Origin of the sequence: Sphingobium sp. (genome assembly GCF_036170395.1) — a bacterium.
In the GTDB taxonomy this organism is placed as follows: domain Bacteria; phylum Pseudomonadota; class Alphaproteobacteria; order Sphingomonadales; family Sphingomonadaceae; genus Sphingobium.
This window is the reverse complement of the sequence record NZ_JAVHPD010000029.1, coordinates 34,831-54,981: the sequence shown is the minus strand read 5'-3', so window position 1 is coordinate 54,981 and position 20,151 is coordinate 34,831. Positions and strand designations below refer to the sequence as shown.

Annotated in this window: 26 protein-coding genes; 15 read left to right on the top strand and 11 right to left on the bottom strand. The window is 67.7% G+C overall.

Going from position 1 to position 20,151, the window contains the following annotated elements; translation table 11 throughout:
* Window positions 1-715: 715 nt before the first annotated feature.
* A complete protein-coding gene (locus tag V2B31_RS08845) occupies window positions 716-1,168 on the bottom strand; it encodes a phenylacetaldoxime dehydratase family protein (protein ID WP_328277535.1) in 453 nt (150 codons plus the stop codon).
* A gap of 57 nt (window positions 1,169-1,225) precedes the next feature.
* On the opposite strand from V2B31_RS08845, the gene V2B31_RS08840 reads away from it, so the two are divergent.
* Window positions 1,226-1,786, top strand: coding sequence for a TetR/AcrR family transcriptional regulator (locus tag V2B31_RS08840; protein WP_328277531.1), 561 nt, complete (start codon window positions 1,226-1,228; stop codon window positions 1,784-1,786).
* A 9-nt stretch (window positions 1,787-1,795) separates the two neighbouring features.
* On the opposite strand, the gene V2B31_RS08835 is transcribed toward V2B31_RS08840, so the two are convergent.
* Window positions 1,796-2,476 carry an OmpA family protein gene (locus tag V2B31_RS08835; protein WP_328277529.1) on the bottom strand — a complete coding sequence of 227 codons (681 nt, stop codon included), beginning with the start codon at window positions 2,474-2,476 and terminating at the stop codon, window positions 1,796-1,798.
* A 152-nt stretch (window positions 2,477-2,628) separates the two neighbouring features.
* Here V2B31_RS08835 and V2B31_RS08830 point away from each other — a divergent pair, with 152 nt between their 5' ends.
* Genes V2B31_RS08830 through V2B31_RS08820 form a run of 3 tightly spaced genes read left to right on the top strand, consistent with a single transcriptional unit; the run spans window position 2,629 to window position 6,427 of the window.
* Window positions 2,629-3,945, top strand: coding sequence for a hemolysin family protein (locus V2B31_RS08830; protein ID WP_328277528.1), 1,317 nt, complete (start codon window positions 2,629-2,631; stop codon window positions 3,943-3,945).
* 4 nt (window positions 3,946-3,949) lie between these two features.
* On the top strand, window positions 3,950-4,753 hold the full coding sequence (locus V2B31_RS08825) for a kinase (protein ID WP_328277526.1): 804 nt from the start codon (window positions 3,950-3,952) through the stop codon (window positions 4,751-4,753).
* 57 nt (window positions 4,754-4,810) lie between these two features.
* Entirely contained in the window at window positions 4,811-6,427 is a 1,617-nt protein-coding gene (locus V2B31_RS08820; RefSeq protein WP_328277524.1) for an FAD-dependent oxidoreductase, read from the top strand.
* A gap of 140 nt (window positions 6,428-6,567) precedes the next feature.
* Here V2B31_RS08820 and V2B31_RS08815 read toward each other — a convergent pair whose 3' ends face one another.
* On the bottom strand, window positions 6,568-7,044 hold the full coding sequence (locus V2B31_RS08815; protein WP_328277522.1) for an SspB family protein: 477 nt from the start codon (window positions 7,042-7,044) through the stop codon (window positions 6,568-6,570).
* An 84-nt stretch (window positions 7,045-7,128) separates the two neighbouring features.
* On the opposite strand from V2B31_RS08815, the gene hisB reads away from it, so the two are divergent.
* From hisB to V2B31_RS08775, 8 genes are all read left to right on the top strand, one after another.
* On the top strand, window positions 7,129-7,716 hold the full coding sequence (gene hisB, locus V2B31_RS08810; protein WP_328277520.1) for an imidazoleglycerol-phosphate dehydratase HisB: 588 nt from the start codon (window positions 7,129-7,131) through the stop codon (window positions 7,714-7,716).
* Window positions 7,717-7,728: 12 nt separating this feature from the next.
* Window positions 7,729-8,019 (top strand): YciI family protein, encoded by a 291-nt coding sequence (locus tag V2B31_RS08805; RefSeq protein ID WP_328277518.1) that lies wholly within the window; start codon window positions 7,729-7,731, stop codon window positions 8,017-8,019.
* Complete coding sequence (gene hisH, locus V2B31_RS08800; protein ID WP_328277516.1) at window positions 8,016-8,633, top strand: imidazole glycerol phosphate synthase subunit HisH; 618 nt, start codon at window positions 8,016-8,018, stop codon at window positions 8,631-8,633. The genes V2B31_RS08805 and hisH overlap by 4 nt, the downstream gene beginning before the upstream one ends.
* Before the next feature lie 88 nt (window positions 8,634-8,721).
* The gene (gene hisA, locus V2B31_RS08795) at window positions 8,722-9,459 is read left to right on the top strand and encodes a 1-(5-phosphoribosyl)-5-[(5-phosphoribosylamino)methylideneamino]imidazole-4-carboxamide isomerase (protein ID WP_328277514.1); all 738 of its coding nucleotides are present in this window, start codon (window positions 8,722-8,724) and stop codon (window positions 9,457-9,459) included.
* 148 nt (window positions 9,460-9,607) lie between these two features.
* On the top strand, window positions 9,608-10,372 hold the full coding sequence (gene hisF, locus V2B31_RS08790) for an imidazole glycerol phosphate synthase subunit HisF (protein WP_328277512.1): 765 nt from the start codon (window positions 9,608-9,610) through the stop codon (window positions 10,370-10,372).
* A gap of 169 nt (window positions 10,373-10,541) precedes the next feature.
* The gene (locus V2B31_RS08785) at window positions 10,542-10,808 is read left to right on the top strand and encodes a PEP-CTERM sorting domain-containing protein (protein WP_328277510.1); all 267 of its coding nucleotides are present in this window, start codon (window positions 10,542-10,544) and stop codon (window positions 10,806-10,808) included.
* Between the two features lie 37 nt (window positions 10,809-10,845).
* Complete coding sequence (locus V2B31_RS08780) at window positions 10,846-11,166, top strand: phosphoribosyl-ATP diphosphatase (protein WP_328277508.1); 321 nt, start codon at window positions 10,846-10,848, stop codon at window positions 11,164-11,166.
* A 68-nt stretch (window positions 11,167-11,234) separates the two neighbouring features.
* Window positions 11,235-11,807, top strand: coding sequence for a hypothetical protein (locus tag V2B31_RS08775; RefSeq protein WP_328277506.1), 573 nt, complete (start codon window positions 11,235-11,237; stop codon window positions 11,805-11,807).
* On the opposite strand, the gene V2B31_RS08770 is transcribed toward V2B31_RS08775, so the two are convergent.
* Window positions 11,804-12,700 (bottom strand): histone deacetylase family protein, encoded by an 897-nt coding sequence (locus V2B31_RS08770; protein ID WP_328277626.1) that lies wholly within the window; start codon window positions 12,698-12,700, stop codon window positions 11,804-11,806. The genes V2B31_RS08775 and V2B31_RS08770 overlap by 4 nt on opposite strands.
* Window positions 12,701-12,757: 57 nt before the next feature.
* Between V2B31_RS08770 and V2B31_RS08765 the strand changes: the two genes are divergently transcribed.
* From V2B31_RS08765 to V2B31_RS08755, 3 genes are read left to right on the top strand one after another with little or no spacing between them, the layout of a single operon-like run.
* Window positions 12,758-14,206: a L,D-transpeptidase family protein gene (locus tag V2B31_RS08765; protein ID WP_328277504.1), complete on the top strand. Its 1,449-nt coding sequence runs from the start codon at window positions 12,758-12,760 to the stop codon at window positions 14,204-14,206.
* Between the two features lie 4 nt (window positions 14,207-14,210).
* A complete protein-coding gene (locus V2B31_RS08760) occupies window positions 14,211-14,522 on the top strand; it encodes a hypothetical protein (protein WP_328277502.1) in 312 nt (103 codons plus the stop codon).
* Between the two features lie 52 nt (window positions 14,523-14,574).
* On the top strand, window positions 14,575-15,249 hold the full coding sequence (locus tag V2B31_RS08755; protein ID WP_328277500.1) for a murein L,D-transpeptidase catalytic domain family protein: 675 nt from the start codon (window positions 14,575-14,577) through the stop codon (window positions 15,247-15,249).
* A gap of 134 nt (window positions 15,250-15,383) precedes the next feature.
* Here the strand turns inward: V2B31_RS08755 and V2B31_RS08750 are convergent, their stop codons facing one another.
* The 7 genes from V2B31_RS08750 to V2B31_RS08720 all read right to left on the bottom strand — a co-directional run bounded on the left by V2B31_RS08750 (window position 15,384) and on the right by V2B31_RS08720 (window position 20,123).
* Entirely contained in the window at window positions 15,384-16,154 is a 771-nt protein-coding gene (locus V2B31_RS08750; RefSeq protein WP_328277498.1) for a hypothetical protein, read from the bottom strand.
* Between the two features lie 101 nt (window positions 16,155-16,255).
* Entirely contained in the window at window positions 16,256-16,951 is a 696-nt protein-coding gene (locus V2B31_RS08745; RefSeq protein ID WP_328277497.1) for an ATP12 family chaperone protein, read from the bottom strand.
* A complete protein-coding gene (locus V2B31_RS08740; protein ID WP_328277495.1) occupies window positions 16,948-17,199 on the bottom strand; it encodes a hypothetical protein in 252 nt (83 codons plus the stop codon). The genes V2B31_RS08745 and V2B31_RS08740 overlap by 4 nt, the downstream gene beginning before the upstream one ends.
* The gene (locus V2B31_RS08735) at window positions 17,196-17,855 is read right to left on the bottom strand and encodes an HAD-IA family hydrolase (RefSeq protein WP_328277493.1); all 660 of its coding nucleotides are present in this window, start codon (window positions 17,853-17,855) and stop codon (window positions 17,196-17,198) included. The genes V2B31_RS08740 and V2B31_RS08735 overlap by 4 nt, the downstream gene beginning before the upstream one ends.
* A complete protein-coding gene (locus tag V2B31_RS08730) occupies window positions 17,852-18,457 on the bottom strand; it encodes an FMN-binding negative transcriptional regulator (RefSeq protein ID WP_328277491.1) in 606 nt (201 codons plus the stop codon). The genes V2B31_RS08735 and V2B31_RS08730 overlap by 4 nt, the downstream gene beginning before the upstream one ends.
* On the bottom strand, window positions 18,454-19,740 hold the full coding sequence (locus tag V2B31_RS08725) for an RluA family pseudouridine synthase (RefSeq protein WP_328277489.1): 1,287 nt from the start codon (window positions 19,738-19,740) through the stop codon (window positions 18,454-18,456). The genes V2B31_RS08730 and V2B31_RS08725 overlap by 4 nt, the downstream gene beginning before the upstream one ends.
* A complete protein-coding gene (locus V2B31_RS08720; RefSeq protein WP_328277487.1) occupies window positions 19,737-20,123 on the bottom strand; it encodes a CrcB family protein in 387 nt (128 codons plus the stop codon). Before V2B31_RS08720 ends, V2B31_RS08725 begins: the two co-directional genes overlap by 4 nt.
* Between the last annotated feature and the right edge of the window lie 28 nt (window positions 20,124-20,151).

Below are 20,151 nucleotides of genomic sequence, written 5' to 3'. Positions count from 1 at the left end.
GGGGGAGAAGGATAGGACGCCTTGCCGCGCAGCGGCTAGGCGGAGTTGGATGAGGGGGATGCGCGCTGTCGAGAGTTTTCAGCCTCCTCACCCAGCTACGACTGGGCAGCAAGCTGCCAAGTCTGCGCATCCTCAGCCAGAGTCACTTGCCTCTGGCCGACCCTCAAGGGAGAGGGGTGGTTGGAAACGACCAGTTGTTTTCTTCAAAATGGCAAGGCGTCGCTATTTAACTGCCGTTCACGCAGGCGCTTCGCACCGCATCGTCGATTGCATGGGTGGGCCTCCGCGAGGCGATACATACTCAACAACCCAGCGCCCATCTTCAGCCTTTGAAAAATTCGCGTGGCAAAGCAAAGTACTGGGAAGACGTTGATCGAGGTGAAACGTCACCTCCGAACGGTACAGTGAAAAAAAGCATGTAAGTGTCGAGAGCCTTTCGCTGCACTTAATGTTTCTGACATTGGGTCGGCTAGACTTGTCTTTACGCGCAGAATGCCAATTTTAGCGCTACTGCGTTGCCTTGCCCGTCCAGTCGATCGCGATGTAACTCGAACTGAATTGCGGCCTGGATTCCATGTTGCAGTGGCGCCGGCACATCAACGGGTAATGCTGCGGTGATTGCGATAAAGATCATGCTTCTCTCATAAGGACAAAGCGACAGCCATCTGACAAAATACGCTGAAAGCGAACATTCCTCAAACCGCCCAAATCTCCCTCACCCCACCCGCCGCTCCATCCGCGCCCGCGCCGTGAGGAACGGCCCGACCGGATCCAGGGGCGGGGCGAAGCGGGCGAAGCCCATTGGGCCTGGCAGGTTGGCGTAGAGCGCTTCCATCGCCCCGTTCCGCGCGTAGGTTTCGTGCCAGAAGCCCGCGCCGTTGCTGAGCTTCGCGAAATCGCGCCACCAGTGCGAATGGGGGGCGGAGCGGGTGAAGCGTTCGAGGCTTTCGAGGTCGCGCCAATATTGGCGGATGCCGACATGGTTGAGCGCGAACAGGCATTGTTCGTGCGCCAGCAGCCCGTCGGGCGGCGCATCCTGGATGGACCGCAGCCCCTTGCCGATGCCGATCAGCGACAGGAAGCCGCGCCAGTTCGACACGCGAAAGCCCAGCATGATGACAATGAGGTCGGGATAGGCGGAAAGGTCCACGGAAGTGCGGGATTGCATCGACTCGCTCCTTGCTGTTTATGCTGTAAACATACCAGCAATGATTACAGTGTAAACGTGCCCCAAAGTGATGCCCTCTCCCCCGCCGCGCCGCTCCACGATCGGCTGGTCGATTGCGCGCTGGCGCTGCTGGAACAAGGCGAGGCGGAGGTCAGCCTGCGCGCGGTGGCGCGGGCGGCGGGCGTGTCGGCCATGGCCCCCTATCGCCATTTCGCGGACAAGAGCGCGCTGATGGCGGCGGTGGCGCTGCGCGGCTTTGCGATGCTGGAGGCGGAGGCGGCGGAGGCGGATGGCGGCGATGACGCGGCGGTCGCATTAACGGCGCAAGGGCTGTCCTACATCGCCTTCGCGCGGACCCATCCGGCGCTGTTCCGGCTGATGTTCGCGGACCATGCCGGGCTGACATTGCCGCAGGAAGAATGTCTGGACGCCTATGGGCGAATGGCGCGGCGCGTGGCGCAGTTGGCGCCGGACCGCGCCGAAGCGGGCGCGCTCGCCTGCTGGGGGCTGGTGCATGGCCTTGCCACGCTGGCGCTCGATGGCAGGCTGCCGCCCGATCCGGCTGCGGAACGGGCGGCGCTGGAATTGATGGCGCGGGCGCTCAGCGTCCGCGCCTGATGCTGGCGATCAGCTCCGCACGTCGTTTTCGGTGACGGGCGCGATCTTGATTTCGACGCGGCGGTTGGACGCCTTGCCTTCTTCGGTCGCGTTGGACGCGATCGGCTGGGTTTCGCCATAGCCGCGCGTCGCGATGCGCGCCGACTGGACGCCGCGGCTCACCAGATAGCTCGCAACCGCCTGCGCCCGGCGCTCCGAAAGCGTCTGGTTATAGGCGTCGGTGCCGTCGCTGTCGGTGTGACCGAGAACGTCGACATAGGTTTTGGGATATTGCGCCAAAACCGACGCGACATCGTTCAGCGTCGGCTGGAACTGCGGCTGCACGTCCGCTCGATCATAGGCGAAGGTGATGCCCGAGGGCATACGCAGCAGCAGATTGTCGCCGTCGCGGATCACGTCCACGCCGGTGCCGGCGGTCTGCTCGCGCAGCTTGCGCTCCTGCGCGTCCATATAGGCGCCGATGCCCGCGCCCGCGATCGCGCCGATCCCTGCGCCCACGATCTTTTCGGTGCGGTCGCGCCGGCCGCCGACCAGATCGCCGAGCAGATAGCCGCCCAGCGCGCCGCCGATGCCGCCGATCGCGGCCTTCGACACGCGGCGCTCGCCGGTGGTCGGGTCGGTGGTGCAGGCGGTGGTGGCGAGCATGGCGGCCAGGCCGGCCGCGCCCAAGATGCGATGCGAAATCCTCATGATCCAATGTCCCTTGTCTTGGTGTCAATCAACCGCGGGTGACCTCCCCAATCACCGAGCGATCAACTTTGTTCCACAAGCGAACTGAACAGCCAATGATGGCAAGGTTGTGAAAATGAAAGAATCAAGGTTATAGCGATTCGCTGACCGCTATGGCCCCGATCCCCCCTCACAATCCGACTCCCTTTCCGTGGGTCGATCTTGTCATCATCCTGGTGCTGGTGGCGCTGAACGGCGTCTTCGCCATGTCGGAGCTGGCCGTGGTGTCGGCGCGCCGCCCCCGGTTGCAGGCGATGGAGAAGGCCGGGCGCAAGGGCGCGCGCGCCGCGCTGGGCCTTGCCGCCGATCCCGGCAAGTTCCTGTCCACCGTCCAGATCGGCATCACCCTCATCGGCATCGGCACCGGCGCCTATTCGGGCGCGAGCCTGGGCGGGCCGGTGGGCGAGCGGCTGGCGGCGCTCGGCCTTTCGCCCAATCTTGCCGAAAATCTGGGCTTCGCCATCGTGATCGGCCTCACCACCTATGCCTCGCTGATCGTGGGCGAGCTGGTGCCCAAGCAGTTCGCGCTGCGCGCGCCCGAGCCGATCGCGGTGGTGGTGGCGACGCCGATGATGTGGCTCGCCCGGATCACCGCGCCGATCGTCTGGGTGCTCGACATATCGAGCATCCTCATCTTCAAGGCGCTGCGCCTCGACCGCGAATCCGAAAGCCATGTGACCGCCGAGGAACTGCACCTGATCGTCGCCGAAGCGAGCAAGTCGGGCGTGATCGAGGAAAGCGAGCGGGCGATCATCTCCGGCGTGGTGCGGCTCGCCGACCGGCCGGTGCGCGAGGTGATGACGCAGCGGATGGACGTCGACTGGATCGACATCGCCGCCGATGAGGCGACGATCCGCGCGCGGCTGCTCGACACGCCGCACACGCGCCTGCCGATCGGCCGGGGGTCGGTGGAGGATATTATCGGCATCGTCCAGGCGCGCGACATCATGACTGCGCTGTTCCGGGGCGAGCCGCTGAACCTGGAATCGCTGATGCGCCGGGCGGAGGTCGTGCCCGATCAGGTGGATGCGATGGACGCGCTGGAAGTGCTGCGCCGGTCCGACGTGCCGATGGTCATGGTGCATGACGAATATGGGCATTTCGAGGGGATCGTGACGCCCGCCGATCTTCTGTCCGCCATCGCCGGCCATTTCGCGTCCGACCGCGACGCCTATGACGAGCCGGATCTGGTCGAGCGCGAGGATGGCAGCCTGCTGGTGTCGGGGCAGATGGCGATCGACCAGCTGGCCGAACGAATCGACATCAGCCTGTCGGAGGACCGCGACTATGCGACCGTCGCGGGCCATGTGCTGTGGCTGATGCGCCGCCTGCCCGAAGTCGGCGACTATATCGACGATCAGGGCTGGCGGTTCGAGATCGTCGATATGGACGGGCGCAAGATCGACAAGCTGCTGGTCGCGGCGCAATAAGGCGATGACGCCGCTGGAGCCTGTCGCCGCGCTGGCCGATCGGTTGCTGGCGGCGCGCGACGGGCTGGTGGTGCTGGGCATCGCTGGCGCGCAGGGCAGCGGAAAATCTACATTGGCGGGGGGTCTGAAGGCGCGGATGGAGGCGCGCGGCGTTGCCTGCGCGCTTCTCTCGATCGACGATCTGTATCGTACCAAGGCCGAGCGCGAGCGGCTGGCGGCGCAGGTGCATCCGCTGCTGCGGACGCGGGGCGTGCCGGGCACGCATGACGTGGCGGTTGGCCTTTCGGTGATCGCGGCGCTGGAGCGAGGCGAAGCAGCGGCGCTGCCCCGGTTCGACAAAGGGCGCGACGATCGCGCGCCGGAGGCGGAATGGCCGATCGCGGCGGCGGGCACGCGGCTGCTGATCCTGGAGGGCTGGTGCGTCGGCGCGGCGCCGCAGCCGGACGCGGCGCTGGTCGCGCCGGTCAACCGGCTGGAGGCGGAAGAGGACGCCGAGGGGCGCTGGCGCGCTTATGTGAACGCGGCGCTGGCGGGAGAGTATCAAGCGCTCTTCGGGCGATTGGATGCGCTGGCGCTTCTCGCCGCGCCGGGCTTCGAGATGGTGGCGCAGTGGCGGGGCGAGCAGGAAGCGGCGCTGCGGGCACGGGTCGGCGATGCCGATGGGGTGATGGACGTGGGCCAGCTTGCCCGCTTCATCCAGCATTATGAGCGGCTGACCCGGCATATGCTTGAGCAGATGCCGGGCCGCGCGACGCTGACCATCTTCCTTCGCGCCGATCGCAGCGTGGACCATATCATCGGCGGCTGAATTTGCGGTAGGCGGCGTCGTGCGGATGCGGCAGAACGGGCCAGAGGAGGCGAGCCCATGGAAACGATCGGTCGTGATCTGCGCGAGATGCAGCGGGTGCCGCTGGCCGCCGCGCATGTCGAGGCGCTGCGCGCGGCGGGCACGCCGGCGCATTATCCCGCCGGCGCGTTCCTGGCGCGACCGGGCGATCCGGCCGACCGCTTCGTCTATGTCGAGGATGGCGAGATAGAGGTCGTCAATCCGTTCGGTGACGAACGCCATGTCGCCTCCACCCTTGGCCCGGCCCAGTTCATGGCGGAGATCGGCTTTCTGTCCGGCGGGGTGTGGACCATGCCGATGCGCGCCGCGCGCGACACGCAGGTGATCGAGGTGCCGCGCGCGGCGATGCTGCGGCTGATGTCGCAAATCCCGGAAATGTCCGACATCATCATCACCGTGATCGCCGCGCGGCGGCGGCGGCAGCTCGACATGCAGGACGGCGCGCTGGTGCTGATCGGCGAAGAAGTCGATCGCGACGTGCGCTGCATCGCCGAATTCGCCAGCCGCAACCGCCTGCCCTTCGCCTCCTACCCGCTCGGCAGCGACGATGCGCGCCGGGTTGCGCAGAGCTGCGCGGTGCCTGACGATCGGCCGGCGGTCATCTTCGGCCGCGACCAGGTGATCGAGGAACCGACCCCGCACAAGGTGGCGCAGCTGCTGGGCCTCAACCGCGACATCGGCGAATGCGAGGCGTTCGACGTGCTGATCGTGGGCGGCGGGCCGGCGGGCGTGGCGGCGGCGGTCTATGCCGGGGCGGAGGGGCTGCGCGCGCTGGTGGTCGAAGATATCGCCATCGGCGGGCAGGCGGGCACGTCGAGCCGGATCGAAAATTATATGGGCTTTCCGACCGGCATTTCGGGCGCGGACCTGCTGTGGCGCGGCGAGGTGCAGGCGATGAAGTTCGGCACCCGCTTCGTCATCCCCTGCCGCGCGACCGCGCTGGAGCGGATGGCGGACGACTCTTTCTGCGCCCGGCTGGACAATGGGCACAGCATCCGCGCCGGGGCGGTGGTGGTGGCGACCGGCGTGCAATATCGCCGGCTGCCGATCGAAAAATTGGCGCAGTTCGAGGGCGCGGGCGTCTATTATGCCGCGACCGAGAATGAGGCGCGCTATTGCACCGGGGCGGAGGCGATCGTCATCGGCGGCGGCAATTCGGCGGGACAGGCGGCGATGTACCTCAGCCGCACGGCCGATCATGTCCGGCTGCTGGTGCGGGGCGGATCGCTCGCCGCCTCCATGTCGAGCTATTTGTCGAGCCGGCTGGAGGCGGACCCGGCGATCAGCATCGACTATCATAGCGAAGTCGTCGCGCTGCACGGGGAGAACAGCCTGGAAGCGGTGACGGTGCGCGACATCCAGAGCGGCGAGACGCGCGAGGTGCGGACCTGCGGCCTGTTCATCATGGTGGGCGCGGCTCCCAATACGGAGTGGCTGTCAGGACTGGTGTCGCTGGACGACAAGGGCTTCGTGCTGACCGGCGACGCGGCGGGGGGCGATTCGACCTATGCGACCTCGCAGCCCGGCATCTTCGCGGTGGGCGACGTGCGCGCGGGGTCGGTCAAGCGCGTCGCGTCCTCGGTGGGCGAGGGATCGGTCGTGATCTCGAAAATATGGGAGTATCTGAACGGGTGATTCAACGGGCGTTGGGGGCGTTCCCCGGCGGAGGCCGGGGCCTAGTTCCGCGCTCCCAGCTGGACCCCGGCCTGCGCCGGGGAACAAGAGCTTCAGGTTTCGATTGAGGCGCGCTGGTATGAGCGAGAGGGCGAGAGCCCCTATTTCTTCTTGCCGAAGTCCACCGTGACGACGTTCGATCCGTCCTCCGCAACCGCCTGGGGCGCGTCATTTTCGGCCGCTTCATGCGGTTCGGGGGCTTCGTCGCCCTGGACCTGGAACTGGAGCGCGAAATTGACCGCCGGATCGACGAAAGCGGTGATCGCGCTGAACGGGATGACGAGGTGGGCGGCGACCTGACTGAAGGTCAGGCTGACCTCGAAATGCACGTCGCTGACCTTCAAATCCCAGAATTTATTCTGGAGGACGATGGTCATTTCGTCGGGGAAGCGCTCGATCAGATGGCGGGGAATGTCGACGCCGAGCGCCTGCGTCTTGAAGGTGATGTAGAAATGATGCGCGCCCGGCAGCCCGCCGGTCGTCTGCACTTCGCCCAGCACCCGGCCGACCACGGCGCGCAGCGCCTCCTGCACGATCTCGTCATAGGGAATCAGGCTGTCGGGCAGGTCGTCGCTCATGGCCCCCTGTCCTAGCGGCGGGAAAGGCGGGGTCAACCCCGCGCGCGTCATTGCATGATGGGCGCAAGCCGCTATAGCGCGGCCATGCGCACGGCCGAGATTCACCGCAACACTGCGGAAACGCAGATCAACGTGACCGTCAATCTGGACGGCACCGGGCTTTACACCGTATCGACCGGGATCGGCTTTTTCGACCATATGATCGAGCAGCTTTCCCGCCATTCGCTGATCGACATGGACGTGAAAACGGTGGGCGACCTGCATGTCGACCAGCATCACACAACCGAGGACACGGCGATCGCGATCGGCGAGGCGGTGGCCAAGGCGCTGGGCGACAAGCGCGGCATCAGCCGCTACGGCAGCGTCTATTCGCCTATGGACGAGACGCTGACGCGGGTGGCGCTCGACATTTCGGGCCGGCCCTGGCTGGTGTGCAAGCTGCCCTTCACCGTGAGCAAGATCGGCGAGTGGGACGCGGAGATGGTGGAGCATTTCTTCCACAGCTTCGCGCAGGCGGCGGGCATCACGCTGCACATCGAAAATCTCTATGGCGGCAACAACCACCATATCGTCGAGAGCGCGTTCAAGGGGCTGGCCCGCGCGCTGCGGCAGGCGGTCGAGATCGACCCGCGCAAGGCGGACGCGATCCCGTCCACCAAGGGCATTCTATAAGGAATCGTGGCGATGTTCCTGATTTCCATCACCTATACCGCGGCGCTCGATGTTCTGGACGGCTATCGGGCGGCGCATCGCGAATGGCTGGACCAGGGCATTGCCGAAGGCTGGCTGTTGCTGGCCGGCCCGCTGGAACCGCGCGAGGGCGGCGTGCTGCTGGCGCGCGGCACGCGGGCGGCGTTGCAGGAAAAGGCGGCGGGCGATCCCTTCTTCATCAACAATGTGGCGACGTTCGAACTGATCGAGTTCGTGCCGGTGAAGGCCGCGCCGGGCGTCACATTGGAGAGCCTGCTGGCGTGACCATCGCCCTCATCGACTATGGCGCGGGCAACCTCCATTCGGTGCATAATGCGCTGCGTAAGGCGGGCGCGACGGATGTCGTCATCACCGCCGACGCCGATGTCGTGGCGAAGGCGGACCGGATCGTGCTGCCGGGCGTGGGCGCGTTCCGTGCCTGCCGCGACGCGCTGGTCGGGATCGACGGGATGGTGGAGGCGATGGGCGCTGCGGTTCGGGAGCGCGGCGTACCGTTCCTGGGCGTGTGCGTGGGGATGCAGTTGCTGGCCGATGCCGGCGAGGAGTTCGGGCGGCATGAGGGGCTGGGCTGGGTGCCGGGCACGGTGCGGCTGATCGAGCCGGGCGACTCGGCAATCAAGGTACCGCATATGGGCTGGAACGACGTGACGTTGACGGCGGCTGCGCCGGCGCTGCTGGAGGGCGGCGAGGCCTATTTCCTGCACAGCTATCATTTCGACGCGGCCGACCCGGCTCATGTGGCGGCGGTCACCGACCATGGCGGGCCGCTGGTCGCGGCGGTGGCGCGGGACAGCATCATCGGCTGCCAGTTCCACCCGGAAAAGAGCCAGCGCTATGGGCTGTCTTTCCTTGCGCGATTTCTAGCGTGGAAGCCGTGAATTATCTGCCCCACCCGTTCGGTTCGAGCTTGTCGAGAACCAAGCGCGCGGGTTCTCGACAAGCTCGAACTGAACGGGTGTCAGCATCATGTCCCTGATCGTCTTTCCCGCCATCGACCTGAAAGGCGGCCAGGTCGTACGTCTGGCCGAGGGCGATATGGACCGCGCGACCGTCTATGGCGACGACCCGGCACGCCAAGCGCTGCTGTTCGCCGAGGCCGGCGCGCAGCATCTGCATGTGGTCGATCTCGACGGCAGCTTCGCCGGCCATGCCGTGAATGCGTCGGCGGTCGAGGCGATCGTCGACGCCTTTCCCGGCTATGTCCAGCTGGGCGGCGGCATCCGTAACCGGGAGGCGGTGGAACGCTGGTTCGACCTGGGCGTCGCGCGCATCGTGATTGGCACGGCGGCGCTGAAAGACCCTGCCTTCGTCAAGGCGGCGGCGCGTGACTTCCCTGGCGGGATCGTCGTAGCGGTGGACGCCCGCGACGGCTTCGTCGCGACCGACGGCTGGGCGGAAAAGAGCGACATGCCGGTGATCGACCTCGCCCGCCGGTTCGAGGATGCGGGCGTCGCGAGCCTGCTCTTCACCGATGTCGGGCGCGACGGGCTGCTCAAAGGCTGCAACATCGACGCGACCGTGGACCTTGCCCGCGCCACCGACATTCCGGTGATCGCGAGCGGCGGCGTGGCGGGGATCGCCGACATTCGCGTGCTGAGCCTTCATGCCGACGAGGGGATAGAGGGCGTCATTACCGGGCGGGCGCTCTATGACGGCCGGCTGGACCTCAAGACCGCGCTGGCGGTGGCGCAGGCGGCGGCGTGATGCACGCGGACCTATTCCTCCCCGGTACGGGGAGGGGGACCATGCGAAGCATGGTGGAGGGGGCCGGCCTCTCGCACGTCGCTATGGGACTGCCCCCCTCCACCACCGGCTACGCCGGCGGTCCCCCTCCCCTTGCAGGGGAGGAATAATGACCGTCCGAACCCGCGTCATTCCCTGCCTCGACGTTGCCGATGGGCGCGTGGTCAAGGGCGTCAATTTCGTCGATCTGCGCGATGCCGGCGATCCGGTGGAGCAGGCGCGGCTCTATGACGCGGCGGGGGCGGACGAGCTGTGCTTCCTGGACATCACCGCCAGCCATGAGGCGCGCGGCACCATATTGGACGTGGTGCGGCGCACGGCGGAGGTATGCTTCATGCCGCTGACCGTGGGCGGCGGGGTGCGGAGCGCCGAGGATGCGCGCGCGCTGCTGCTCGCGGGCGCGGACAAGGTGGCGGTGAACAGCGCGGCGGTCGCGCGGCCGGAGGTCGTGGCCGACATCGCCGATCGCTTCGGCAGCCAGTGCATCGTCGGATCGGTCGATGCCCGGCGGGTCGGCGAGGATCGTTGGGAAATCTTCACCCATGGCGGGCGCAAGCCGACCGGGATCGACGCGGTGGCGCATGGGGTGCGGCTGGCGGAGCTGGGCGCGGGCGAACTGCTGGTCACGTCGATGGACGGGGACGGGACGCGCGCGGGCTATGACCTGGCCTTGACCCGCGCGATCGCCGATGCGGTGTCGGTGCCGGTGATCGCCAGCGGCGGCGTCGGCACGCTCGACCATCTGGTCGAGGGCGTGACGAAGGGCCATGCGAGCGCGGTGCTGGCCGCCTCCATCTTCCATTTCGGCCAGCACAGCGTAGCGGACGCGCATCGCGCGCTGGCGGCGGCGGGCGTTGCGGTGCGTCGCGCCTGACCGCGCTGCAAGAGTCGGCATATCTTACAAAGGGCAGGATAGCGCTGCTGGCGTTAACCAGCGGATCGACGGATTTCCGCTGGCCGCCATGCAACGGCACGGCTCCTGCATTAACCCTTGTCGGGTCGCGAACGACCATCGGTTTTCGCGTGAACAAGGGGTGACATTCATGACTATGAGCAAGATGATCCTGACGATGGGCGCCGCCGGCCTGATGGCTGCGGCGCTGCCCTCGCCAGCGCAGGCGACCTTCTGGGGTTGCTGGTTCGGCAAGTGCGGCGGCTCTTCGGGCGGCAGCAGCAGCAGCTCTTCAGGTGGCGGCAGCTCGGGCGGCAATCCGACTCCGGTGCCCGAGCCCGAGCAGATGGCGCTGTTCGGCATGGGCGCGGCGGTGCTCGCCGGCCGCGTCTTCTTCGCGCGCCGCAAGCGCAAGTAAGGCTTGACGGGTCGCGCGCGGGGCGCTTGATGCCGCCATGCGCGCGACCCTTCATACCCTCGAACAGACGATCCTGCAGCGGCGGAGCGCTGATCCGTCGGCTTCCTATGTCGCCAGGCTGACGGCGCGCGGCCGGGCGAAGATCGCGCAGAAAGTGGGCGAGGAAGCGGTCGAGGCGGTGATCGCCGCGATGGGGGACGATCGCGACGGGCTGGTGGGCGAAAGCGCCGACCTCATCTTCCACCTGATGCTGCTGCTGGCCGATGCGGGCGTGTCGTTCGACGCCGTGCTGGACGAACTGGAGCGGCGCGAAGGCGTGTCGGGCATCGCGGAAAAGGCGTCGCGGCCCGCCGACTGAGGGATAGAAGTTGAACCTTCCGCGTTGGGAGCGCAGGTTTTCCGCGCCATAGCGTCAGGGGAGGCATCATGATCCGCATCTTTATCGGCGGGCTGCTCGGCGGCCTTGCGATGTTCATCATCGGCTTCCTCTTCTGGGGCACGCCGCTGTCGGCGCTGGCGCTGAGCCGCGCCGACGATCAGGCGAGCGCCAATCTTCAGGCAGCGCTGGCGCAGGGCCTCAACAGCGGCGGCACCGGCGTCTATATCATCCCCGATCCGGCTACCGCGCAGGGCACCATTCTCTATGGCAAGGGACCGGTGGCGCAGATCTTCTACAACAGCAGCGGCTTTCCGGTGACCGATGGCGCGGCGCTGATCGGCGGCGCGATTCTGGCCGTGGTGGTCGGGCTGCTGATCGCGCTGGCGCTGCGCTTCGCTCTCCCCGATTTCAACAGCCGCGCGCGGGTGTCGGTGATCTTCGCCGTGGCGGCGGCGCTGTGGATGCATGTCGGGCAGGCGGTGTTCAACCATGCGCCCTGGGGCTATATTCTCTATCTCGGCTTCAGCGATTTCCTGGCGCTCGCCGCCGCCGGGCTGATCGCGGCGAAGCTGATGGAGAGCAAGGCGGTCCCCGCCATCGATGCGGATCTGGCGCGCTAGGCGATCTCCTCCGCCATCCTTATCATGCAGGCGGCGTGGCGGTGGGCAACCGCCATGCGGTCGGCGCCATAGCCGCCGCCCATGGTGCTGGCGACCGGAATGCCGCGCGCGCGCGCCTGGCGCATGACATAGCGGTCGCGCGCGTCCAGCCCCGCGTCGGTGAGAGCGAGGCGGCCGAGCCGGTCGTCGCCATGGGGATCGACGCCGGCCTGGTAGAGGATGAGGTCGGGCGCGAAATCGGCGAGCACAGGGGGGAGCGTTTCGGCCAGAATGGCGAGATAGGCATCGTCACCCGTCTTGTCGGGCAGGCCGATGTCGAGCGTCGATCGCGCCTTTCGCACCGGGAAATTCTTTTCGGCGTGGATCGAGAGGGTGAAGATGTCGCTGCGCCCCGCCAGCAGCGACGCGGTGCCGTCGCCCTGATGCACGTCCAAATCGAGGATCAGGATGCGCGCGGCGTCCCCTTCCGCGATCAGCCGGTTGGCGGCGATGGCGAGATCGTTGAACACGCAATAGCCGGCGCCCGTATCAGCGAGCGCATGGTGGCTGCCGCCGGCCGCGTTGGCGGCATAGCCATGGATCATCGCGAGCTTCGCCGCAGCCCAAGTGCCGCCGGGCGAGAGCAGCGACCGGCGCATCACCCGTTCCGTCACCGCAAAGCCGATGCGCCGTTCCTTTTCCGGGGGGACGGTGAGGGTCATCACCTGTTCGACATAGTCGGGGTCATGCACGGCCTCGATCCAGGCGCGGGGCATGGGCTCCGGCGTATGGCGCACATAGATCGCGCCGATTTCCTCCAGCGCCAGCATCACCAGCCCATATTTGTCGAAACGATACGCGCTACCAGGTGTTGCAGGGGAGACATAGGCGGGATGGTGAACGAGGTGCAGCATCATCTTTTCCCGCTATCGCGATTCCAACCTAGGGGGCTTTGCGCTATCTGGTCCAGCATGAACCGTCCCGATATGATCCGTTTTCCGTTGCTGGCGCTCGTTGCGCTCGGCGCTACCGCCAGTTTCGCGCAGACGCCGCCCCCGGCCGTCGCGCCTACCATCGCCCCGCCCACGGTGCAGCCGCTGCCTGCGCCACCCCCGCCGGTGCCGATCCCGGCGCTGTCACCCGCGCAGGAGGCATGGGCGAACGAATGGCTGAAAAATGGCGCGGCGCAGGGGCTGATGGCGCGGCAGAAGGCAGCCGGGCCGCTGAAGGGCGAGGCGCTGGTGAGCGCGCTGCTCGATCGCGCCAAGGCGCTGTCGACCGGGCGGGTGGATACCGCCGACTTCCTGCAAGTCTGGGCGTTGCGCCCTGCCCCGTTCGATCCGCGCCCTGGCCTTGCCCAGGCGGTCAGCAACGACACGCTGGCGCAATGGGCCAAGGGGCTGACCCCGCCCTGGTCGGGCTATGAGACGCTGCGCCGCGGCCTCGCCAAATATGAGGCGATCCGCGACAAGGGCGGCTGGCCGACGCTGACGGCCGGTTCCCCCGCCGATGTCGTGCGCGCGCGAATCGCGCTGGAAGACCCCGCTGTCACGCGCGACGAGCCGCTGGTGCAGGTGATCCAGCGGGCGCAGCGCCGCTATGGGCTGGAGCCGACTGGCCAGCTCGGCGCGCGCACGCTGGAGGCGCTCAATGTCGGGGTCGACGAGCGCATCGCCGCGATCATGGCGAATATGGAGCGGTGGCGCTGGATGCCGCGCAGCCTGCCGGTCAACCGGGTGCAGGTGAACATCGCCGCCGCAGTGCTGACCGTGTTCGAGGGCGACCAGCCCGTCACCTCGATGCGCGCGGTGACCGGCAGCCCGGACAATCAGACGCCGATGCTGACGTCCAGCATCCATTCGATCGTCGTCAATCCGCCCTGGAACGTGCCGATGTCGATCGCCAAGCGCGAGCTGTTCCCCAAGGGGCGGGCGGCGCTCATCCGGCAGGGCTACAAGATCGTCAAGACGCCCGAAGGCGGCGAGCGGATCGTGCAGCCGGCCGGGCCGAACAGCGCGCTCGGGCGGCTGAAGTTCGACTTCAACAATCCCTTCGCCGTCTATCTGCACGATACGCCGTCGCGCGGGAAATTTTCGAGCTACGACCGGCTTGCCAGCCATGGCTGCGTCCGGCTGGAAAAGCCGGTGGCGCTCGCCGAACGGATGGTCGCCGCCGACCCGAACCTGAACGGGCAGATCCAGACGTTGATCGACGAGGGGAAGACTCAGCGCGTGTCGCTGCCCAACCAGGTCGCGGTCTATCTGCTCTACTGGACCGCTTTCGCCAATAATGACGGCGTGGTCAGCTTCCGCAGCGATCCCTATGGCTGGGACAAGCTGCTGGCGTCCAAGATCGAGGCATCGAGCAGCCGCGTCGATCCCACCGCCGCCCCCTCCCCCGCCATCGCTCTCAAGGACTGATCCCATGCGTAAAATCGCCCTCGCCGCGCTCGCCGGCACGTTGATCCTCGCCGCCTGCGGGAAAAAGCCGGAAGAGCCGGCCGCGACCAACAATCTGGTCGAGCCGCCGGTCGAGAATGTCGTGGTGGAAGAACCCGACGCGCCGCTGCCCGAGCCGCAGAACAATGCCGTGGCGACTCCGGCCGCGCCGCCGCCGTCCGTGTCCGAACAGCAGCAGATATTGGACGATGCCGAGGCGACCGGCATGACCTCCCGCCTGCCCGAAGGCGGCGAACAGAGCCAGCCTGCGGACGAATCGAGCACGACGAACGAGTGAAGGCGCCCGCCCCGGACTTCAACCGGGGCGGCGGTTTTGCTATATTGCGGCGATGGATCGTCGCAACTTCACGAAGTTCGCGCTAAGCGGACTCGCCTTTTCGTTTCTTTCCGACAGCATGGGCAGAGCCGCATTGCCGGTGCCTGCTGAACCCGCAGCGCCGGTTCCGGTTCCGGCCGTGCCGGCGACGCCGCGCGCGGTGGCGCAAAAGCCCTATGCCGCGCTGCTGGAACGCGCCCGCGCGGCGCTCGATGCCCATGCCCATCATTTCGAGTTGCGCGACCGGGTGGCGATCGTCGATTTCGATGCGCCGTCGAAGGATATGCGGATGCATATCGTCGACCTGATCGGCGGGCAGACGAGCAGCTATCTGGTCTCGCACGGGCGCGGATCGGACCCGGCCCATTCGGGCTGGCTGCACAGCTTCTCCAACGAACCCAATTCGCTCGCCAGCAGCCAGGGCGCGTTCAAGACGGGCGAGATGTATTTCGGCCAGCATGGGCGATCGATGCGGCTCCATGGCCTCGACCCGGCGAACAGCAACGCCGAGGCGCGCGCGATCGTGATCCATGGCGCGGACTATGTGAGCGAGGATCATGTGGCGACCTGGGGCAAATGCGGGCGGAGCGAAGGCTGCTTCGCGGTCGCGCCGCATATCGTGCCGCAGGTGCTGGGGATGATGGGGCCGGGGCGGATGCTCTATGCCGACAAGATCGGGCGGGGGTGAGGGGGCGGGCTCCCCCAGTTTCTCGTCATTCCCGCGAAGGCGGGAACCCATCTCCTGGCCTTGCGCCTGGACGATAGGGTGGGAGATGGGCCCCCGCTTTCGCGGGGGTGACGATTAAAATTGCGCGTCCGCTATCACCCCGCACTCGCGCCGGTCAGTATCTCGATCGAGGGGCGGTTGGCGGCGTCGATGCTGCCGTCGGCCATCATCGCTTTGCCGAGATTCAGCGTCTCGTCCCGCAGCCCTTCCTCCATCGAGGTCTGGCTCGCGCCGATGAGGGCCGAGAGCAGGATATTCTTGGCGACCTTGTCGTCGGGCTGGGTCTCGACCGCCTTGCGGCCCAGCGTCAGCGCCTCCTGATAATAGGGGTCGGCGCCGCTCGTGTCCTGCACCGCTAGCTTCTGGTTGCCGAGCTGGATCAATATGCCGGCGAGGATGTTGCGGCCGGTGGCATCCTCAGGCTTCGCTTCGACCATCCTGCGCCAGTGCGGGAGCGCTTCCTCGTACAGCGGGATCAGCTTGCCCATCTGGCCCAGCGCGCCATAGGCGGCGGCGTCCGCGAAAAGGGCGTTGGCGAGAAAATTGACATTGTCGATGTTGCTCGGGTCCGCTTCGACCGCGACGCGGATCGCGGGGAGCGCCGCGTCATATTTCGCGACCGCACCCTGATTGTCGCCGGCCTGCTGGGCGGTCTGGCCGGCGGTGAAGTCGCTGACCGCCTGGTTGAAGGCGGCGATTTCCTTGGGCGTCAGCTCGCGGGGTTCGACCGGAGCGGCCTCGGGCGCGGGCGCCTCTTCCGGTGCGGCGACTTCGGGCGGCGGCGCGTCAGGGGCCTGCTGGGCAAAGGCGGGCGCGGCGAGCGCCAGCAGGGCGGTCAGGGCGGATTTCGCGAACGTCGAGGCCATGGCTTCGGGTCTCCTTACGTCGATAAAAGGGGGTCGCAGGCGGACCTAGCCCATCTCTGCTGGCCCAAGAATGAACGAAGAAGCGCTACGGTTCCGCCGTGTCAGGCGCGCGACAGGGCGATGAAATCCGCAGCGGTCGCGAACTCGGCCGCGCGGCGGGAGCTGCGGGCGGCGGCTTCGGCGTCCTCGCCCCATTGCTCGACCTGCCATGCTTCGTCGATTTCGGCCGCCTGCCAGACGGCGACGGGATCATGGCCGCCCTCGACCACCGCGAGGCCGCAGACCAGCGATCCGCTGAGCGTCACCAGCGTCGACATGCCGGTGAGGCGGAAAGGATCGAGCGCCGCCACCGCCGCGCCGAGCCGGGCGAGCGTCTCTTCGGGCTGGGGCACGGGGATGATCCCCTGCGTCACGGCGAAGGCGACATCGTAGCGCGCCCGCGCCCAGTCGAGCAGCGGGTTCCAGGCGGCGGCCTGCCGCGCCACCAGCGCTTCGGGACCATCGGCGCGGTAGCAGAGCAGGTCGGACTGGGCATAGCGAGCGACGCCCGCGGCGAAATCGGCGGGGTTGGGCGCGACATGATCGAGCGCCGCGTTGGCGAGGCCGGTCATGGGCATGGTGGCGGGATCGACGGTCTCGCCCTGCCTGCGCCATTCCGCCGCCACCGCCTCGGCCAGCGTAGGGGTCGGCAGCGCCAGCTGCGCGCGGGCGGGGGTGCGGATGGGGCGGCCGTCGAGCTGGATGGTCCAGCCGCCGTCCGACGGGACGACCGCGACATCCGTGTAGAAGCGCTTCATTGCGGCGGCCCCTTGCGGAACAGCGCCAGCAGCAGGCGCGGCACGAGGACGAACTGGAACAGGCCGGCGAGCACCATGATCGTGCCGAACGCCTTGGCCTTGCCGCCCTGAACCCAGGAGAAACGCTGCGCGATGGCAAGGAAGCCGAACATCACCAGGAATGCGCCCGACAGGCGGAAGAGCGAAAGGGCGAAATGGCGCTGGCGCGCGACCTTTTCGGGGTCGGAGGGCGGAAGAGGATCGGTCATGCGGCGTCGATATGGGCGCGCAGCTCCGCGCTGTCCATGGCGACGGCGTGTGCGCCGGCCGCGATCAGCATGTCGGGGGGATGATAGCCCCAGCCGACGCCGATCGCGCGCACCCCGGCAGCGGCGGCCATGTCGATGTCGAAGCTGGTGTCGCCGATCATCACCGTCGTTTCGGGCGCGGCTCCTGCTTCCGCCATGGCGGTGAGCAGCATGGAAGGGTGCGGCTTGGAGGGGTGGCGATCGGCGGTCTGGAGGGTGACGAAGCGGTCGCGCACGCCATGATGGGCGAGGCAGAGATCAAGCCCGCGATCGGACTTGCCGGTGGCGACGCCGAGCAGCCAGCCGGACTCTTCCAGCGCGACGAGGAGGTCAACGATGCCGGGATAGAGCGGCTCCTGCACGCCCTCGGCCCGGCGCAGCGCCTGAAAGGCCAGCTTGTAGCGTTCGGCGAGATGATCGTGGAAATCGCTGTGGGCCTCAGGAAGCAGGCGCGCCATGGCGTGAGGGAGCGAGAGGCCCACGACCGAGAGGATGGCGGGCCGATCGGGCGGGGACAGCCGCGCTTCCTCGAAGGCGCGGGTCATGGCGGCGCAGATGCTGTGCTGGCTGTCGACCAGCGTGCCGTCGCAATCGAACACCACGAGACGATTGGTCATGCGCCGGTCGTACCCCGCATCAGGTCGGCCATGTCCGCCTTGCCCTGCGCCGCGAGCGCATCGGCGACGGCGTTGCGCGCGGCTTCGGGCTTGTCCTGCCCGAGCTTGGCGGTGCCGTGCATCGCCTCCACCTGCATGGCGAAGCCGATGAGGCCGGTAAGGGTGCGGTCGAACAGGCCGGGGCTCATCTTTTCGCGGGTCCAGGCGGGCTTGGGGGCAAGCCGCCGCTCCTGCTCGGCGCTGAGCGCATCGACCTGCGCGACGGTCGCGTCATGGTCCAGCCGGGTCATCGGCCCACGCAGTTCCACCGCGACATAGTTCCAGGTCGGCACGCGGTCGGGATCGCCATACCAGTCCGGGCTGACATAGGCATCGGGGCCGGTGACGACGATCAGCGCCTGGCGGTCCTCCAGATGCCGGACGATCGGGTTGGCGCGGTGCAGATGGAGGCCGATCCGCGCCTCGTCGAGCCAGATGAGCGGCAGATGCACGGCATGGAGCCGGTCCGGCCCCGCGGCGCAGAGCAGGCCGAAGCCGACATCGCGCACGAAGGCGCGCATCGCCGCCTCGTCGGTCCAGCGATAGGGCGCGCCCGGCGTCATCCCTTGCGCGCGGCGCCCCGTGCGCGACGTTCGCCCTTACGGCCCTTGCGGATCTGCTTGGCGTGCTGGCGGGCGGCCTTCTTCTCGTCCTCGCGGGTGGGGGTGCGGTCGATCTCGTCGTCGAGCGGCAGGTCGCCGAGGCTGATGTCGAAGCCGAGGTCGGCGAGGCTGTTGGCGAAGTGCGAGGGGAGCTGTGCGGTCACGTCGACGCGGCCACCATCGGGATGATCGACGCGGATGCGGCGGGCGTGGAGGTGCATCTTGCGGCTGATCGTGCCGGAGAGAAACGCTTCCTTGCCGCCATATTTGCCGTCGCCGACGATCGGATGGCCGATCGCCGCAAGATGAACGCGCAGCTGGTGGGTGCGGCCGGTATAGGGTTGCAGCTCGACCCAGGCGGCGCGGTTGCCGGCGCGCTCGATCACGCGGTAGCGAGTGCGGGCGGGCAGCCCCTCCGCTTCATCGACGTGCATCTTCTCGCCGCCGGTGCCGGGCTGCTTGGCAAGGGGCAGCTCGATCATGCCATCCTCGATGCTGGGGACGCCCATCACCAAGGCCCAATAGACTTTGCGCGCGGTGCGGCTGGAAAAGGCCTTGGCGAAATGGGCGGCAGAGCGGGCGGTGCGGGCGAGCAGCAGCGCGCCCGACGTGTCCTTGTCGAGCCGGTGGACGAGCTTCGGGCGGGTTTCGAGGTCGTAGAGCAGGCCGTCGAGCAGCTTGTCGACATGCGCGTCGGTCTTGGTCCCGCCTTGCGTCGCGAGGCCGGGGGGCTTGTTGATGACGATGGCCTGTGCGTCGCGATGGATCACCATCTCCTGCGCATAGGCGATCTCCTCGGGGGTGAGGTCGATGACGCGGACGCGCTTGGGCTTGTCGGGGGCTTCGGGCTTCTGGTCGGCGGGAGGGACGCGGATCGTCTGGCCTTCAGTCACGCGGTCGCCCGGCGCGGCGCGCGCGCCATCGACGCGGAGCTGGCCGGTGCGCGACCAGCGCGAGACGAGGTTGAAGCCGACGTCGGGGAGGTGCCGCTGGAACCAGCGATCGAGCCGGATGCCATCATCGTCGGCGGCGACGCGGAATTGGCGAACAGCGAGTGAGACACCTGTGGGGGGGGTTGCTTTGGCTGGCGCGGGCTTGGCTGGCGCGGGTTTCGCGGCGGATTTGGTCGCGGCGGGAGCGCGGGGCTTGAAGGCAGGCTTGTTGTTCTTGCGCGGGCCGGCGGGTTTGCGGTCAGCGGCCGGCTTGCGGGGGCCGGGGCCCTTTGCGGGAGGACGGCCCTTCATGCCGCGACGCTCCGCATCAGGGTGAGGCCAAGGCCAAGCGCCGCGACCGCGCCGGTCACCGAGGCAAGCGCGTAGCCGAGCGCCAGCATCCCCTGCCCGCGCTCGATCATCAGCATCGTCTCGAGGCTGAAGGCAGAGAAAGTGGTGAAGCCGCCGAGCAGACCGACGCCCAGCAGCAGGCGTATCGGCTCGCCCCCGCCCTGCCCGCCGCGCGCCAGCCAGCCGGCGAGCAGGCCCATGGCGAAGCCGCCGATCAGATTGGCCGCGAAGGTGCCCCAGGGCCAGGCCGCGCCAGGCGCGATCTGGCCGGCATAGCGCCCGAGCTGATAGCGCAGCGCCGCGCCCACCGCGCCGCCGCCCATCACGAGAAACATATTGGTCATCGCGCCGCCCTATCGCGAAAGCGCGGAT